General features: G+C 59.0%; 11 protein-coding genes and 1 pseudogene. 4 read left to right on the top strand and 8 right to left on the bottom strand.

Annotated elements, in window-relative coordinates:
• Positions 1 to 317: 317 nt before the first annotated feature.
• On the bottom strand, positions 318 to 1,166 hold the full coding sequence (locus tag GWQ22_RS19075) for a transporter substrate-binding domain-containing protein (RefSeq protein ID WP_275931297.1): 849 nt from the start codon (positions 1,164 to 1,166) through the stop codon (positions 318 to 320).
• Positions 1,167 to 1,865: 699 nt separating this feature from the next.
• Between GWQ22_RS19075 and GWQ22_RS19070 the strand changes: the two genes are divergently transcribed.
• The gene (locus GWQ22_RS19070; protein ID WP_275931296.1) at positions 1,866 to 2,330 is read left to right on the top strand and encodes a GNAT family N-acetyltransferase; all 465 of its coding nucleotides are present in this window, start codon (positions 1,866 to 1,868) and stop codon (positions 2,328 to 2,330) included.
• 285 nt (positions 2,331 to 2,615) lie between these two features.
• Here the strand turns inward: GWQ22_RS19070 and GWQ22_RS19065 are convergent, their stop codons facing one another.
• The 5 genes from GWQ22_RS19065 to GWQ22_RS19045 all read right to left on the bottom strand — a co-directional run bounded on the left by GWQ22_RS19065 (position 2,616) and on the right by GWQ22_RS19045 (position 7,315).
• On the bottom strand, positions 2,616 to 4,376 hold the full coding sequence (locus GWQ22_RS19065; RefSeq protein WP_275931295.1) for a bifunctional molybdopterin-guanine dinucleotide biosynthesis adaptor protein MobB/molybdopterin molybdotransferase MoeA: 1,761 nt from the start codon (positions 4,374 to 4,376) through the stop codon (positions 2,616 to 2,618).
• On the bottom strand, positions 4,373 to 5,017 hold the full coding sequence (mobA, locus tag GWQ22_RS19060; protein WP_275931294.1) for a molybdenum cofactor guanylyltransferase MobA: 645 nt from the start codon (positions 5,015 to 5,017) through the stop codon (positions 4,373 to 4,375). Before mobA ends, GWQ22_RS19065 begins: the two co-directional genes overlap by 4 nt.
• On the bottom strand, positions 4,989 to 5,684 hold the full coding sequence (locus GWQ22_RS19055) for an energy-coupling factor ABC transporter ATP-binding protein (protein ID WP_275931293.1): 696 nt from the start codon (positions 5,682 to 5,684) through the stop codon (positions 4,989 to 4,991). The genes mobA and GWQ22_RS19055 overlap by 29 nt, the downstream gene beginning before the upstream one ends.
• A gap of 34 nt (positions 5,685 to 5,718) precedes the next feature.
• The gene (locus GWQ22_RS19050) at positions 5,719 to 6,420 is read right to left on the bottom strand and encodes an ABC transporter permease (protein WP_275931292.1); all 702 of its coding nucleotides are present in this window, start codon (positions 6,418 to 6,420) and stop codon (positions 5,719 to 5,721) included.
• Between the two features lie 64 nt (positions 6,421 to 6,484).
• Positions 6,485 to 7,315 (bottom strand): substrate-binding domain-containing protein, encoded by an 831-nt coding sequence (locus GWQ22_RS19045; RefSeq protein ID WP_275931291.1) that lies wholly within the window; start codon positions 7,313 to 7,315, stop codon positions 6,485 to 6,487.
• A 253-nt stretch (positions 7,316 to 7,568) separates the two neighbouring features.
• On the opposite strand from GWQ22_RS19045, the gene GWQ22_RS19040 reads away from it, so the two are divergent.
• On the top strand, positions 7,569 to 8,924 hold the full coding sequence (locus GWQ22_RS19040; protein ID WP_108537378.1) for a sigma-54 dependent transcriptional regulator: 1,356 nt from the start codon (positions 7,569 to 7,571) through the stop codon (positions 8,922 to 8,924).
• A gap of 25 nt (positions 8,925 to 8,949) precedes the next feature.
• On the top strand, positions 8,950 to 11,022 hold the full coding sequence (locus GWQ22_RS19035; RefSeq protein ID WP_275931290.1) for a HAMP domain-containing sensor histidine kinase: 2,073 nt from the start codon (positions 8,950 to 8,952) through the stop codon (positions 11,020 to 11,022).
• Positions 11,023 to 11,102: 80 nt separating this feature from the next.
• Here GWQ22_RS19035 and GWQ22_RS19030 read toward each other — a convergent pair whose 3' ends face one another.
• Together GWQ22_RS19030 and GWQ22_RS19025 are read right to left on the bottom strand one after the other, a co-directional pair.
• Entirely contained in the window at positions 11,103 to 11,969 is an 867-nt protein-coding gene (locus tag GWQ22_RS19030) for a helix-turn-helix transcriptional regulator (RefSeq protein ID WP_265457948.1), read from the bottom strand.
• 92 nt (positions 11,970 to 12,061) lie between these two features.
• A pseudogene (locus tag GWQ22_RS19025) lies at positions 12,062 to 12,916 on the bottom strand (formate dehydrogenase accessory sulfurtransferase FdhD); the annotation flags it as partial.
• A 205-nt stretch (positions 12,917 to 13,121) separates the two neighbouring features.
• Between GWQ22_RS19025 and GWQ22_RS19020 the strand changes: the two are divergent.
• Positions 13,122 to 14,243: a PIN domain-containing protein gene (locus tag GWQ22_RS19020; protein WP_275931289.1), complete on the top strand. Its 1,122-nt coding sequence runs from the start codon at positions 13,122 to 13,124 to the stop codon at positions 14,241 to 14,243.
• Positions 14,244 to 14,644: the final 401 nt, after the last annotated feature.

Here is a 14,644-nt window from a genome sequence, read left to right as displayed (position 1 = left end):
TGATGTCTTTTGCCAGCTCAGCGGCGAGTGCTTTGAGTTTGTCTTGGTCCATTTGCTTACCCACGAAGGTATCCTTTTGAAAAAGTTACTTATTCGTGGGCGGTTACACAATTGGATTTACAGGCTCATGGTTGGGGCTATTAGAGATCCGAAAAGCAATGTGGTATTTATATAACCAAAATCTATTCCATTTGACGCCCAATCACAGAGAATGTCCACAATACCAAGGTATTACCGATATCACTCTAGGTTGGGGGGTTATGGCTTGATGGCTGATGTGGGAAGCAATATCGTCATCAGTCAATTTATTTCATCTATTATTTAGTCATTATGTTGGCATCCACCTGCATACCTGATATATCGCCAGTGCTCATATTGAAATGTTGCTCTAGTTGGGATTTTAATTCATTGTATTCACCAGATTTAATTAATTCAAGCATGCCTTTGTCAAACATAGTGCTAAGGTACTCTCCGTTGCCAGTTGCTTTTGATAATGCGATATAAAAATCACCATTAGTAGAAATGGTAAAAACATCTACAACTTGATCCCTAATATTTTTCTTACTTGCAAGATAATAACCAGAACCCTTTCCCAGTAAGGCAAAATCTATTCTGTTTCGCAAAAGCATATCGAGTTGCACACTGTCAGACTTTACTTTCTCGAAAGTGATTTCAGAATTTTCAAGTATTTCGGTTGGGTATGAATAACCCAGTGTAGCGCCAACCCTGTTACCTGATAGCAATTCATACACCCCAACTTGTCCTGATGCATCATAACTTCTACTCTTTGACGTCAATGAAAAAACCCCTAGCGGTTCGTTTACAAGTGGCGTTTTTGGCCACACATATTTATTTTTGTTGTCTCTTGTTATGGCAGCATTAAAGCAACCGGAAATAACATCAGTAAGTGCTAGGTACATGCAGCGTGAAAATGGAATTACTTTATACTCAGTGTTAATGCCTACTTTTTTAAAAGCTTCACGAACTACAATGGGTGTAAAACCGTCAAGATGTCCAGTTTCTTTATTTAAGAAACAGTAGGGAGCCCAGTCATCTTCTACACCTAATATAATTGTTGTAGGTTTTTCTGATGAGGGGTACACATTTCCTAGGAAAATGAAAAAAATGGATAAGAATATAGTCATTGTGTAAGTGTGGCTTTTCATAACAGATCCCGAGTACATACGAATACATTTATAATACATCATGTACAGGATTCTATTTTATTATCTCATATGTTGAATGCGTTCCAATAACTGATCCGCAACGAAAGCCGCGGTGTCACCGCCGTTGGGCGTCTTCTGTTATCTGGTGACTGAACCGTGCCTGCCGCAGCGCTGGGCAAATTGCTGTCAGTTGTTCCTTGGCTGATTCGGAAATGAGGTGGTGCGCGTCATTTCTGCGAGCCGGAGGGCGTTGGCCATAGGTCGGTGCCCAGAAAAATGCGGCATGGGTCATCGTCTCTTTCCGCCGACCAATGGGAGGAAGTAGCCATGTGTGCATATTGACGCTCTCTCGCAGCCGGTCGCGTTGGGCGCGGGCTAACTTGGAGTTGTCTCCATCCTTCACAACCGTCAATAGTGCCAGAGTATCGTCGGCCCCGACGGCTGTCATACTGGCCAGTCAAGCTGGCGCCTCCCCGAGGGCACCACGGCGGCAGCAGCGGCCGCCCATGGCCATGGTGGTGTTCTTCCAGTCCACTGCGGGTTGGATGTGGCTGGCCCGGGTGAGTTGACGTCTCCTGGCATGGGAGTGCTGTCGCCTTGCCAAGGGGCTATATATCGGCACACACTGCTTCTTTCACAAGGCGCGCCTTCGGGGACGCCTTGTCATCTTTGGAGTAGTGATGGCATCAGGAGGTGCAGATGATCGTTCGTCAGGCAACGCAGGCTGATATTCCCGTATTGGTGAGCCTGCGCATGGGGCTGTTTTGTGAGGTGGGTGAGCTGAGCGATCCGCTGGTCGATGTGGATCTCTGGCAGGCGACCAGTGCCTATTTCAGCACGGCGCAGGCTGATGGCAGTGCGCGGTCCTGGGTGGCCGAGGTCGGGGGGGAAGTGGTGGCGAGCGGCACGCTGGCTCTGTTTGTGCGGCCTCCCTATCCTGGCAACTTGTCGGGGCGGGAGGCCTATCTGCTCAACATGTATACACTGCCGGCATACCGCAAGCAGGGCATGGCCAGCGCCCTGCTCAATGCCATGGTGGCCTATGCCTGCGCCGAACAACTGGGCAAGGTGTGGCTGCATGCCAGTGATGAGGGACGCCCTCTGTATGAACGCGTTGGTTTTGTTGCCAATCCGGCGTATCTGGAGTGGTTGCCGGGACATTGATCCCGCCTGTGGCGAGAGCTGAACCGGTTTGTTCCGGCAGACGCAATAGCACCCCTGGCATCACCGCCGTGTGCGTGCCCTGGCGATCCTTAGCTACTGCAACATGTTGGCCATCACCGGATCGCGCGGCTGCGCTCAACTATGAGCCGCCCCATGCAGGGGCGCTTGCCGAGTGCGATACGCAGGCAGTGGACGATGTGATAGCGGCGTATTCAGGCGCAACGGACAAGCCTCGGGTCATGGGCGCGAGCACCCCGCAACGACCTGCGGGATGCTCGCGATTGATCAGGCCACTCGTCCCTGGAGTGGGTGGATCCAGACCCGCTCGCCGAGTGCGATGGCCGGCTGGGCGGGGACAATTTCAATCAGGCAGTTGGCATCGGCCATGGAGCTCAGAATGCCGGAGCCCTGTGGCCCTGTGGTGCGCACTCGCAGCACGCCGCTGGCATCCTGATGGAAGACGCCGCGCAGAAACTCGGTGCGGCCCGGGCGGCTCTGCATCTTTTGTTCGGCCTGTGCCGACAGGCGCAGCGGTTGCCAGACCCGGCCCTGCAAGCAAGCGATGGCAGGCTCGACAAACTGCAGGAAGCAGACCATGGCCGCTACCGGATTGCCCGGCAAGCCGAAGAAGGGGGTGACCCCCAGCTTGCCAAACGCCAGCGGGCGACCCGGCCGCATCTGGATGCGCCAGAAGGCTATCTGGCCAAGCTCCGCCAGCACCTGCTTGATGTAGTCGGCATTGCCCACCGAGACGCCGCCCGAGCTCAGCACCAGATCGGCGCTGGTCGATGCCTGTTCTAGCTGCTGGCGCAGTATGGCGGGATCGTCGGGGATAATGCCCAGATCCATCACCTCGCAGCCGGCGGCGGCGATGAGCGCCATCAGGGTGAAGCGGTTGCTGTCGAAGATGTGGCCGGGGGCCAGGGCCTCGCCCGGTGCCTGCACCTCGTCGCCGGTACTGAACAGCGCCACTTTCAACGGGGTTCGCACGCTGAGCGTGGCTTGACCGAGCGATGCCGCCAACCCCAGCTGGGGGGCGCCAAGGCGAGTACCGGCCGGGATGGCGACCGCACCCCTGGCGAGATCTTCACCGGCCAGACGCACATTCTGCCCCGCCCGGATCGGGGCATTCACCGTGACCCACTCACTTTCAATAAGCGTCTCTTCCCGCATCACCACGGTATCCACGCCGGGGGGCAGCGGCGCGCCCGTCATGATCTGCACCGCCTGACCCGCCAGCACAGGCTCATGGCGCGGCTGGCCCGCCAGCACTTCACCCACCAGTTGCCAGCGGCCAGCGGCGAGATCGTCGCTGCGAAGGCCAATCCCATCCATCGCCGAGTTGGCGTGGGGCGGCACATTGATGGGGCTGACGAGATCGGCTGCCAGCACGGCGCCGTGGCACTGGGCCAGCGGCATGTCGGTGCTGCGTGGGGTTGGGGTGAGGGCGTCCAGAATGGTCTGGCGGGCCTCCTCCACGGATAGAAAACCGGCTCCCGGTGTCTGCTCCCGTTGCCGCGATTGAGCCAAGTGGGTACAGACGAAGTCGGCGATGGCCGCCAGATCATTGATATCGAGTTGGGGCAGAGTGGTTTTCTGCGGCGTATCGCTTGCCAGCGCGATGATATCGTCATCGTCCGGGAACAGCAGTGGCTTGCCGAGCGCTGCGCGGTGCAGCTCGATTTTCGGGAAGTGCTCGTGTTTGAACCCCTCCACCAGCAGCAGATCGAGCTCGGTCTGATCGAAGCTTGCCAGCAGCTGGTGAAAGTCGGCTTCGGCCAGATCGGTCTCAATGATGCGAGCATGGCGGCGGCGGGAGGCAACCATCATCTGGCTGGCACCGGCCTTGCGCAGGCGATGGCTGTCCTTGCCCGGCTGGTCGATGTCAAAATCGTGGTGGGCGTGCTTGAGTACGCCAAGGCGCAAGCCACGACTCACCAAAATGGGGATGAGTTGTTCCAGCAGGGTGGTCTTGCCGGTGCCGCTCCAGGCGGCAAAGCCGAGCAGGGGAAGGGTGGGGGCCGGGGTCGTCATCGCCAGGGTCATAGCGCGGCTCCTTGTTGGGGGTCGATAGTCGAGTTCAGCAGGCGTGCTTCGTAGGCGGCCAGCTCGGCTGGGCTGTTGAGATTGATGAAGGCATCCGGCTCATCGGCAAAGCTCACCACCGCCATCTGGTGGCGGGCAAACCAGATATCTATCTTGCGCTCCCCTTCGGCCAACGCGCGGCAAAGGGAAGGGAGCAGGGATTTGTGCAGCAGGGCCACCACGGGTTGCAGCCAGTCGCCGTCGTGAGCCACCACCAGCTCGGTGCCCGGAGTGAGGGCGGCGCGAAAGCGGCTCATCAGATCACAGGGCAGGGCGGGGCCATCGCAGGGGACGAACAGCACCCAGTCGTGGCGGGCGGCGGCAAGGCCGACCTGCATGCCCGCCAGCGGGCCGAGATAGTCGCGATTGTCATCGCTGATGACGGGAGCCAGCGCCTGATAGCGCGCCTGACTGCGGTTGGCGTTGATCAGGATCTCGTCGACCTGGGGCTGGAGCCGGTCAAGCACGTGATCGATGAGCGGGCGGCCCGCAAGCTGGACCCAGCCCTTGTCTTCGCCCCCCATGCGGGTGGCGCGGCCACCGGCCAGGATCACGGCAGAGACGGGGAAGGCATCAGTTCTGGATTCGCTGTTTGAGGTCATGTCGCTCGATGATTTTCAAAGGGGTGGGTTCGTGCAGTTTGCCACGGGCGAGGGTCCATTGCCGCTCGCACAGGTCGGTCAGATCGTTGTTCTGGTGGCTGATGATGACCAGGCCACTGCCCTGTTCCCGCAGATCTTGCGCCAAGGCGGCCATCAGGGCAACCGAATGTGCATCCAGATTGGCGGTGGGTTCATCCATCAGCAAAAAGGCGGGCTGCAGCGCCCAGGCGCGGGCCATGGCCAGACGCTGGCGCTCGCCACCGGACAAAATACTGATGTGTTCCCGCGCCACGCCTTCCAGCTCGACCCGGCGCAGCGCCTCGAACACCCGCACCTCGTCGGCGGCCTGATGGCCGAGGGCCCAGGCCACGTTGTCGTGCACGCTGCGATCGAACAGATAGGGGGTCTGGTGCAGATAGGTGACCCGGCCCGGGCCGGGATCCCGTTTGATCCACTGTTCGAGTCTGGCGCGCCAGCCACGGGCGAGGTTGGTGTGGCCCTGGGTTGGTGTCAGCAGGCCGGCCAGTATCTTGAGCAATGTGGTCTTGCCCACCCCGTTCGCCCCGCGCAGCCAGATGGCGTCGCCTGCCGCGATGGAGATCCGCTCTATCTGGAACAGGTTTCGCTCGCCAAAGCGCATCATCAGCTGGTGGGCGGTCAGGGCCATGGGGTACTCCAGTTGATAAACAGTGGGGGCATGGTCAGTTCTTCAGATAGCTGTGGCCGCGACACGCGGTCAGCAGCAGGTTGAGCAGCAGGGCCAGGCTCAACAGTACTATGCCGAGCGCCACCCCCTGGGCAAAGGCACCCTTCTGGGTTTCCAGCGCAATGGCAGTGGGGATGTTGCGGGTAAAATGCAGGATATTGCCCCCCACCATCATGGAGCAGCCTACCTCGGTGACGATGCGGCTGAAGGCGCCGATCACCGCCGCCAACAGGCCGAAGCGGCATTCGCGCATCAGCCCGAGCAGCGCCTTTGGCCAGGAGAGCCCCAGGGTGAGTGCTGTCTCCCAGGCGCGGCGATCGCTTTGAATGAAGGCGGCGTGAGCCATGGTGGCGATGACGGGGAAGGCGATCAGCATCTGGCCAGCCACCATGGCTTGCTGGGTAAACAGCATCTTCCAGTCGCCAAAGGGGCCTGCCCGGGAGAGCAGCATGTAGAGCAAGAGGCCGATCACCACGGTCGGCACCGACTGCAGGGTATTGATGCAGGAGAGCCAGAGCCAGCGCGCCGGGATCGGCAGATAGGCCAGCACAAAGCCGAGCAGCAGCGCCGGCACCAGCACCAGCGCCAGTGCCAGGCAGGAGACGGAGAAGGAGACCCCCACCACCTGCCACAGCTCTGTGTCGCCACTGAACAGCAGGGCAAGCGCCGCCAGCGTTGTATCCAGCAGGGTTGGCATCAGGCGCCTCTCTCAGAGGGCAGGGCGAGGGCCGTCAATGCGGTCGTATCCAGCAGGGTCGGCATTATTGCCCGCTGGCATCGGCTACAAACAGCGCCTGACCCGCCACCTTGAAGTTACCGATCAGCGTCTGGCCATGCTCGGAGACCAGCCAGTTCTTCAGGGTGCGGGCTCCTTCGGTATTGAGATCCGGGTAGCGCTTGGGGTTGACCAGGATCACCTGATAAGGGTTGAACAGGCGCTTGTCACCTTCCAGCAGCACGGCGAGATCCAGCTTGCTCTGATAGGCGAGCCAGGTGCCTCGGTCGGTCAGGGTGTAGGCACCGAGCTCGGAGGCCATGGTCAGGGTCGGCCCCATACCCTGGCCGATGGACTTGTAACCGGGGAACTCGGGTTTGACGTCAGCGGCTTGCCACAGGGTCTTCTCCTTGATGTGGGTGCCGGACTCGTCACCGCGGGAGATAAAGGTCTGGCCCTGATCCTTGATGGCTTGCAGCCCCTTGGCCGCGTCGTGCAGCTTGCCCAGACTCGCCGGGTCTTTCGCCGGGCCGACGATGACGAAGTCGTTGTACATCAGGTGCACCGGCTCGATACCAAAGCCTGCGTCGACGAAGGCCTTCTCGGCAGAGGGGGCATGGGTCATCACCAGATCCGCATCGCCATTTTCACCCATCTTCAGGCTCTGACCAGTACCGGCCGCCATCACCTGCACCGGATAACCTGTCTCCTTGGTGAACTGGGGCAGCAGCCAGCCCAGCAAACCGGACTGCTCGGTGCTGGTGGTGGTGGCGAGGCGGATAGGCGCCTTGGTGGTATCGGCGTGGACTGCGCCGGCGATCAGCAGGCTGGCCGCGAGGGAGAGGGCAAAACGTTTGAGATGGGTTTTGATCGTCATCTTGATGCAACTTTTTCAGGGTGGATGAGGAGAGGGCAAGCGTAAGCAAACAGGGTGCCAAACTGTTCCTTTCCTGTTTTATTTGCAGTTTGCCTTTTAAAAACAGACGTTTATTAGAATCATTTAGGTGAGCGTGTTATCGCTTTTAATAATTGGTGTTGGTGCTTTTGATACGGTAAGGACAAAATGTCCCACTAAAGTTCCGGTTATCGGGACATTCTCCGACCTTACCTGCATTCGAGGTACTTTTGTCATGACTGCACCCGCCAGCCGCTGGTCTGCCCTCTCTTTGCTCATCGTCGATGACGAACCCGGCATGCGCAGCTTTCTGGCCAAAGCGCTGGCCAGGCGCTTCGCCCAGATAGAGACGGCCGCCAGCGTGGAGGAGGCGGAAGCCCTGCGCTGTCGCCTGCATTTCGATCTCATCATTGCCGACATCCGGCTGCCGGGGCGCTCCGGCATCGAATGGCACGAAGCCATCGACCCCGCGACCCGTCGCAGCGACATCATCTTCATGACAGGTTTCGGCGACATGGATACCGCCCTCAAGGCGCTGCGGCTCGGCGCCAGCGACTTCATCCTCAAGCCCTTCAACCTCGATCAGATGGTGCAGGCGGTGGACAGGGTGATAGAGCGCCGCCAGATGGAGCGGGAGAACCTGCTGCTGCGTCGGGAGGTGAGCAAGCTCTTCCCCCCCACCCTGATCGGCGACAGCGCCAAGACCCGGGATCTCAAAACGCTCATCGCCAGAGTCGCGCCCTCCAACGCCGCCGTGCTGGTGGAGGGGGAGTCTGGCACCGGCAAGGAGCTGGTTGCCCGCGCCCTGCACCAGCTCTCCGGTCGTATGGGGGCCTTTGTGCCCCTCAACTGCGCCTCCATCGCCCCCGAGCTGCTCGAAAGCGAGCTGTTTGGTCACGTGCAGGGGGCCTTCACCGGTGCCCGCAAGGGGCGCGACGGCCTGTTCCGGGTTGCCCATCAGGGCACCCTCTTTCTGGACGAGATAGGCGAGATGCCGCTCGCCATGCAATCTTCCCTGCTGCGGGTGCTGGAGCAAAAAGCGATCCGGCCGGTCGGCGCCGAACGTGAATTGTCGGTGGATGTGCGCATCGTCGCCGCCACCAACCGCAACCTCAAAGCCGAGGTGGAGGCGGGCCGCTTTCGCGAAGATCTCTTCTACCGCCTCAATGTGGTGGCGCTGCCGGTGGCGCCCCTGCGCGATCGCGTCGACGACATCCCCGCTCTGGTCCATCACTTCACTCGCCAGCTCACCGCCGAGATGGGGATGGGCTCCTTAAGCTGGACCCACGAGGACGTGGTGGCCATGCAGGCCTATCCCTGGCCCGGCAACGTGCGCGAGCTGCGCAACCTGATCGAGCGCTGCCTGTTGCTGGGCAAGCCCCCCGCCGACTATTGGCAGAGCAACAAGGCGGCAGAGCAGGGGGAGAGCGAAGAGGGCTATCCGCTGGCGTGGCCGCTGGCCGAGGTGGAGAAGGCCCATATTCTGCAAGTGGTGGCGAGCCATGATGGCAACAAATCCGCCGCCTCCCGGGTGCTGGGGGTGGCGCGCAAGACCCTGGAGCGCAAGTTCAAGGAGTGGGCCATCGAATGAACATCTGCAACCGGATGGCGCCGCTGTGACCCTGTTGCCGCGCTGGCTCAAGACCAAGGTACGCTGGCGCCTGCTGCTGCTCACCTCGGTACCCATCATGCTCACCCTGGTGGGCATGATTGCGCTCACCCTCTACTGGACCCTCACCTACAGCTGGCAGAACCTGCTCACCACGGTGCGCAGCGATCTCGGGGTGGCCCACCACGCCATCACGGTGCAGCAGCAGCGACAGACCGAGCATCTCGAGCATCTGCGCGATGCCTGGGCCTTTCAGCTGCGGCTGCGGGAATCGCCGGATCAGCTGCATGACTGGGTGATGCCGCTGGCGGCCAACTATGGTCTCGATTTTCTGCGCTTGCGCCGCGGCCCCGAGCTGGATCAGCTGACGGCGCAGGAGCGCGCCGCCCTCACGGCCGGGCGCAGCGTCAGCCACTTCGTGGTCTGGTCGCAGCAGGAGATGCTCGCCCTCTCCCCGCAACTGGCCAAGCGGGCCGTACTGTGGCAGCGGGATGGCACCAGGGTGGTGGAGGACAGGGGGCTGATCAGCCTGTCACTGACCCCTGTGATGGGCCGCGACGGCTCCCTTTGGGCCGTGCTGGAGGGGGGCGAGCTTGTCAACGGCAGCACCCGGCTGGTGGATGAGCTCAAGGGGCAGGTGTTTGCCAAAAATACCCTGCCGGATGGCAGCGTTGGCACCGTCACCCTGTTTCTCGACGATCTGCGGGTGAGCACCAACGTGCCTGCCAGCAGCAGCCGTCAGCTGGGCCGGGCGGTGGGCACCCGGGTCTCGCCACCGGTGCGCGAGCAGGTGTTGGGGCGGGGGGAGATGTGGGTTGACCGCGCCTTCGTCCACGACGCCTGGTATGTCTCGGGTTACGAGCCGCTGCTGGGAGCCAGGGGCGAGCGGCTCGGCATGCTCTATGTTGGCTTTCTCGAGTGGCCCATTATCCGCACCTATCTCACCAATCTGGTGGAGCTGGGCTCCGGCGTAGTGCTGCTGTTGCTGCTCTCTGGCCTGCTGGTCTATCGCGGCGCGCGGGATCTCTTCTCCCCCATCGAGCGGATGCACAAGGTAGTGCGGCAGGTGCAGGCCGGGGAGTCGGCTCGCATCGGCCCGCTGGCGCTCGACCCCGATCACGAGCTGGCCCAACTCGGTCGCCAGTTTGACGCCATGCTGGACAGGCAAGAAGCGCATCAGCAGCAGATGGCCCGTAGCGCCGACGAGCTGGAGCAGAAGGTGGCCGAGCGTACCCAAAGCCTCGAGCTCAAGACTGCCGAGCTGGAAGATCATATCCATATGCTGACCGAGGCGCGCCAGCAGCTGCTCATCAGCGAGAAGCTGGCGGCCCTTGGCGAGCTCTCGGCCGGGGTGGCCCACGAGATCAACAACCCGCTGGCGGTGATCCTCGGTAATGTGGAGCTGATGAAGCTGGAGCTGGGGGAGGCGGCAGAGCCGGTCAGCGAGGAGCTGGCGCTGGTGCTGGCCCAGATCGAGCGCATTCGCGCCATCACCCGCAGCCTGCTGCAATATTCGCGCCCCGGCGACTACGAGACAGCGCCCGTCTGGCAGCACCTCACCCCCATCATTGAAGAGAGCCTGACTCTGGTGCGTTCAGCCCTGCGCCAGCAGCAGGTGGCGCTGGTGGCCGATCTCAGGGCCCAGCAGCCCATCGAGGCGGATCGCCAGCAACTGTTGCAGGTGCTGATCAACCTCTTGGTCAACGCCAGCCACGCGCTGGGGGAGCAGGGGGAGATCCGGGTCGAGAGCCGCGACTGGTGCGATGAGGCGGGAGCGCTGCAAGGGGCCGAGGTGCGGGTCATCGACAACGGCAGCGGCATCGAGGCCGCCATCATGGACAAGATCTTCGACCCCTTCTTCACCACCCGCGCCACCGGCACCGGGCTGGGGCTGGCCCTGAGCCACCGCATCATCAGCCGCTGGGGCGGGGAGCTGTTGGTGGACTCCACCCCGGGGCAGGGGAGCTGCTTTACCGTGCGGCTGCGCAGCCACGCCCTGCTGCCCAGCGGCAGTGAGCCCGTGAAACTGGAAGGGTGGCGCATCGCCCTCAATGCCGAGGGGCGTGAGACAAGCGATTGAGGCTGTTATAAAAAGGCCCGTGATAAAAACAGCCCGTCAACATGGTTGGCGGGCTGTTTTGTCGGTGGGTGAGTGGTTATTTACTGCGGGCTCCACACCAGCTTGCCGCTCTGGGTCAGGTCATAGCCGCCGAGGCGGGCCGCCAGCTCGCGCCCCTCGGGGGATTGCAGCCAGCCGATCAGCTGTTGCAGCAGGGTGCGAAAGAAGACCCCCTGCGGCATCACCAGATCGAAGCACTCCTGCGACAGCGGCATAAAGCCGAGGCCAAACTCGGTGGCGGTGCTCTGGGCGCCGGGCCCGACGTCCGCATCGCCGCGACTGATGGCGGCGGCCAGCTCCCGCTCGCTGTTGACCTCGAGGGTGCGCTCCAGCCGGGTCAGCGACTCACCCTGGGTTTGCAGCCACTCCTGCAGGGCGCGCTGGCTGCCCGCCCCCTCCTGGCGCATGGCCCAGCGCCAGTCGAGCGCCTCTTTCGCCTCCTTGGGTTGCAGCCCCTGCCGCAGTACCAGCCCCTGCACCCGCCTAAATCCATGAACGATCACCCATTGCCGGTGGCCCTGATACTGCTGCACCAGCGCCGGGTGGCGCAGATGGGCCTCTTCGGCCTGCCCCCAGTGGATGGCTACGATCTCCACATGGCCGCGCGCCAGCATCGCCAGCCCCTGACGGGTGCCGCACGGGGTGTAGCCCACCAGTGCCTGGGTGCCGAGCTGCTGGGCCAAACGGCTGCTGGCGTAGTGGAGCAGCACATCGTCGGAGCCCGCCAGCAGCAGCCGGTCGTTCATCACCCCCTCGTGGCAGCTGCCGAGCAGCCAGCGATCGAGCAGGGAGCGGGGAAACAGCCACTTTCCGGTCGCCTTGGTGGCGGGGATGCGCGCCTCGTTGGCGAGCTGGTAGACCTTCTTCTCGTTGAGATCGAGGTATTCCGCCACCTGCTTTACGTTCATAAACTCATTCATGGCTTGCGCTTGACCCTCTGGCTGGACCGGTCGAGATACAGAGCAATCTGCTCGGCACTCATCAATTCGTTCATGGCTGAATCCCGCATGCCGCGACCAGCTGAACTTGGCGCCAGCACCGGCGGCTTCTCGTCCAGCACCAGCTGGTCGTGGCCGGTAAAGAGCTCGAAGTGGCGCCCCTTGGCGCGGGCAACCATGGTGATACCGAGCTGGCGGGCCAGATCCAGCCCCATCTGGGTGACGCCGGAGCGCGACAGCAGCACCGGAATGCCCATCTGCGCCACCTTGATCACCATCTCCGAGGTGAGCCGCCCTGTGGTGTAGAAGATCTTGTCGTGGCCAGCCTCGCTGCTCATCCAGAGCTCGCCCGCCAGGGTATCCACTGCATTGTGGCGCCCCACATCCTCGACAAAAGAGAGGATTTCGGCGCCACGGCAGATGGCGCAGCCATGCACGGCGCCCGCCATCTTGTAGGTTTCGTTATGGGCCGACAGCGCCTTGAGCAGGGCGTAGAGGGTGCTCTGTTTCAGCTCCGGCGCCGCCAAGACCACCCCTTCGAGCTTCTTCATCACGCTGCCATACATGGTGCCCTGACCGCAGCCGGAGGTGACCGTCTTCTTCTCCAGTGACTTGTCGAGATCGGCGGCCTGCTGGCTGCTCACCACGGCGGCGGCCTCGCTCTCCCAGTCGACGATCACCGACTCGATGGCTGCAATATCCTCGATAAAGCCCTGATTTTTCAGATAACCCAGCACCAGCGCCTCGGGGCGGGCCCCCAGTGTCATCAGGGTGACTATCTCCTTCCAGTTGAGGTAGACCGTCAGTGGCCGCTCACAGGCGATTTGGCGGGTTTGCAGCTGTCCCTGTTCATCCATCACCTCGACGGTCATGGTGAGCTGGGCGGCAGCATTGCTTTTGATAAAGGTCGGTGTCATGGGCCCCTCGCGACCGGTTGCCGGGATCTAAGGGGAGGGATACAGCAAGTTTTGTTCCAGATCATGTAAAAATAATTTTTTTAGTTATAAATTGAGGGAGAGCTCTAAAGTTTTAATTATGAATTTATTGGATTAAAAGTATGCCTTGGACGAGTTGTATGACCTAAATCATAATGCTGACATTATTTCTGTGAGGTAATGATAAATGTCAGATGATGAAATTGAATATGGCGCTATTTTAGTCGATACATCAATTTTTGATGGTAATGGATTAAAGCTGGAAAAAGGGTTGTTGGGAAAACTGTCACAATTCAAAAAAAGCCCTATAGAATACATTTTACCCGATGTGGTGAAAAATGAAGTTCAGCGGCACTTAGAAAGTAAAATTAGTGCTTCACGTGCAGCTTTAGAAAAAGCCCTCAATGAGGCTGGTGACCATCTCTTCTTTGATGGTAGTGAATTGAATGATGCAAAGAAAATGCTTGTTGACAGTAAAGAGGTTAATGGACTCGCTGAGAGTCGGATGAATAAATTTATAGATTCCACAGGCGCTTTGGTTCTGGAAACTGGGAGTTACGTTTCAGTTTCTGACTTACTTTCTAAATATTTTTCCAATGAGCCACCATTTGCAGAGACAGGGAAAAAGAAAAATGAATTTCCTGACGCTATAGTTCTTATGGCTGTTGAAGCTTGGGCTGATAAGAATAACGAATATGTTCTAGCTATTGCCAAAGATGGAGATTGGAAAAATTTTTGTCAGAACTCAACGAGAATAAACTATCAAGATGATTTTTCTCGCGGCTTGGAAGTTTTTAACCAAACCAATGCACCATATACGTTGTTAGCAAATCTTGAGACAGCTTTAAATTCAGGTTCAGCCACGAAGTTTCTTGCTGAAATAAATTCTCTTTTAGAATCTGCTTTGGATGGATTTACACCAGATCAAGAGGCTGACTCAGCGTTTTATTGGGAAGCTGATGGTAGTCATGGCTGGTTCAAAGATTTCTCATTGCTTGAGCATGAGTTTCGTATAGTTGATAAGGATGAAGACTGGGTCGTGTTAGAAGCCTCAGCTAATATTGTTGTCGAGGCAGAGGGTGATTTTTCATTATCTGTATATGACTCTATTGATAGAGATCATGTATCGATGGGAGGAGTAACTGTACGAGTGGAGCGTGAGTTCGAGTCGGAAATTCTAATTACAATTTCTGGTGACCTAAATGGCCCTGTTGATGAACTATCTATAGATGAGGTTGAAATTGTAAGTCCTATAAATACCATCGACTTTGGATATATAGAGCCAGAGTATGATGATTACGAAGAGTAGTTTCGTATCATGGGCCAAATCGTAGGTTGGTGCAGAGCGAAGTGATGCCCAACGTTTACCGCGAATACCTTTATCAAGGCAATAATCGGATAATCCGGTGTTATTCGATTATTGCGATCCCTTTTGATCATCTCGTATGTTGGGCTAAATCGTAGGTTGGTGCTGAACGAAGTGAAGCCCAACGTTTACCGCGAACAATTTATCAAGGCAATGATATGATAATTAGGTGTTACTCGTTCATTACCAATGTCACGTGTGATTGGGGGTTGATAAATTGTAAGCGCCGTTAAATCGACCTACTTGCCTTTACCGTATTGCGCCACTTTTTTTGCAATCGGCTCCAGCGGGACGTTCCATGGCAGCAGGGCTTCGAGCTTTTCCAGGGTATCGGCCTCGCCAAT

The organism is Aeromonas sp. 1HA1, assembly GCF_029237385.1.
Lineage (GTDB): Bacteria > Pseudomonadota > Gammaproteobacteria > Enterobacterales > Aeromonadaceae > Aeromonas > Aeromonas popoffii.
This window is presented reverse-complemented; position numbering and strand designations above follow the sequence as displayed.

Coding starts and splice junctions, on each gene's coding strand:
- GWQ22_RS19075 (WP_275931297.1), bottom strand. CDS start 1,166: ATGAAAAGCCACACTTACACAATGACTATATTCTTATCCATTTTTTTC.
- GWQ22_RS19070 (WP_275931296.1), top strand. CDS start 1,866: ATGATCGTTCGTCAGGCAACGCAGGCTGATATTCCCGTATTGGTGAGC.
- GWQ22_RS19065 (WP_275931295.1), bottom strand. CDS start 4,376: ATGACCCTGGCGATGACGACCCCGGCCCCCACCCTTCCCCTGCTCGGC.
- mobA (WP_275931294.1), bottom strand. CDS start 5,017: ATGACCTCAAACAGCGAATCCAGAACTGATGCCTTCCCCGTCTCTGCC.
- GWQ22_RS19055 (WP_275931293.1), bottom strand. CDS start 5,684: ATGGCCCTGACCGCCCACCAGCTGATGATGCGCTTTGGCGAGCGAAAC.
- GWQ22_RS19050 (WP_275931292.1), bottom strand. CDS start 6,420: ATGCCAACCCTGCTGGATACAACGCTGGCGGCGCTTGCCCTGCTGTTC.
- GWQ22_RS19045 (WP_275931291.1), bottom strand. CDS start 7,315: ATGACGATCAAAACCCATCTCAAACGTTTTGCCCTCTCCCTCGCGGCC.
- GWQ22_RS19040 (WP_108537378.1), top strand. CDS start 7,569: ATGACTGCACCCGCCAGCCGCTGGTCTGCCCTCTCTTTGCTCATCGTC.
- GWQ22_RS19030 (WP_265457948.1), bottom strand. CDS start 11,969: ATGAACGTAAAGCAGGTGGCGGAATACCTCGATCTCAACGAGAAGAAG.
- GWQ22_RS19020 (WP_275931289.1), top strand. CDS start 13,122: ATGTCAGATGATGAAATTGAATATGGCGCTATTTTAGTCGATACATCA.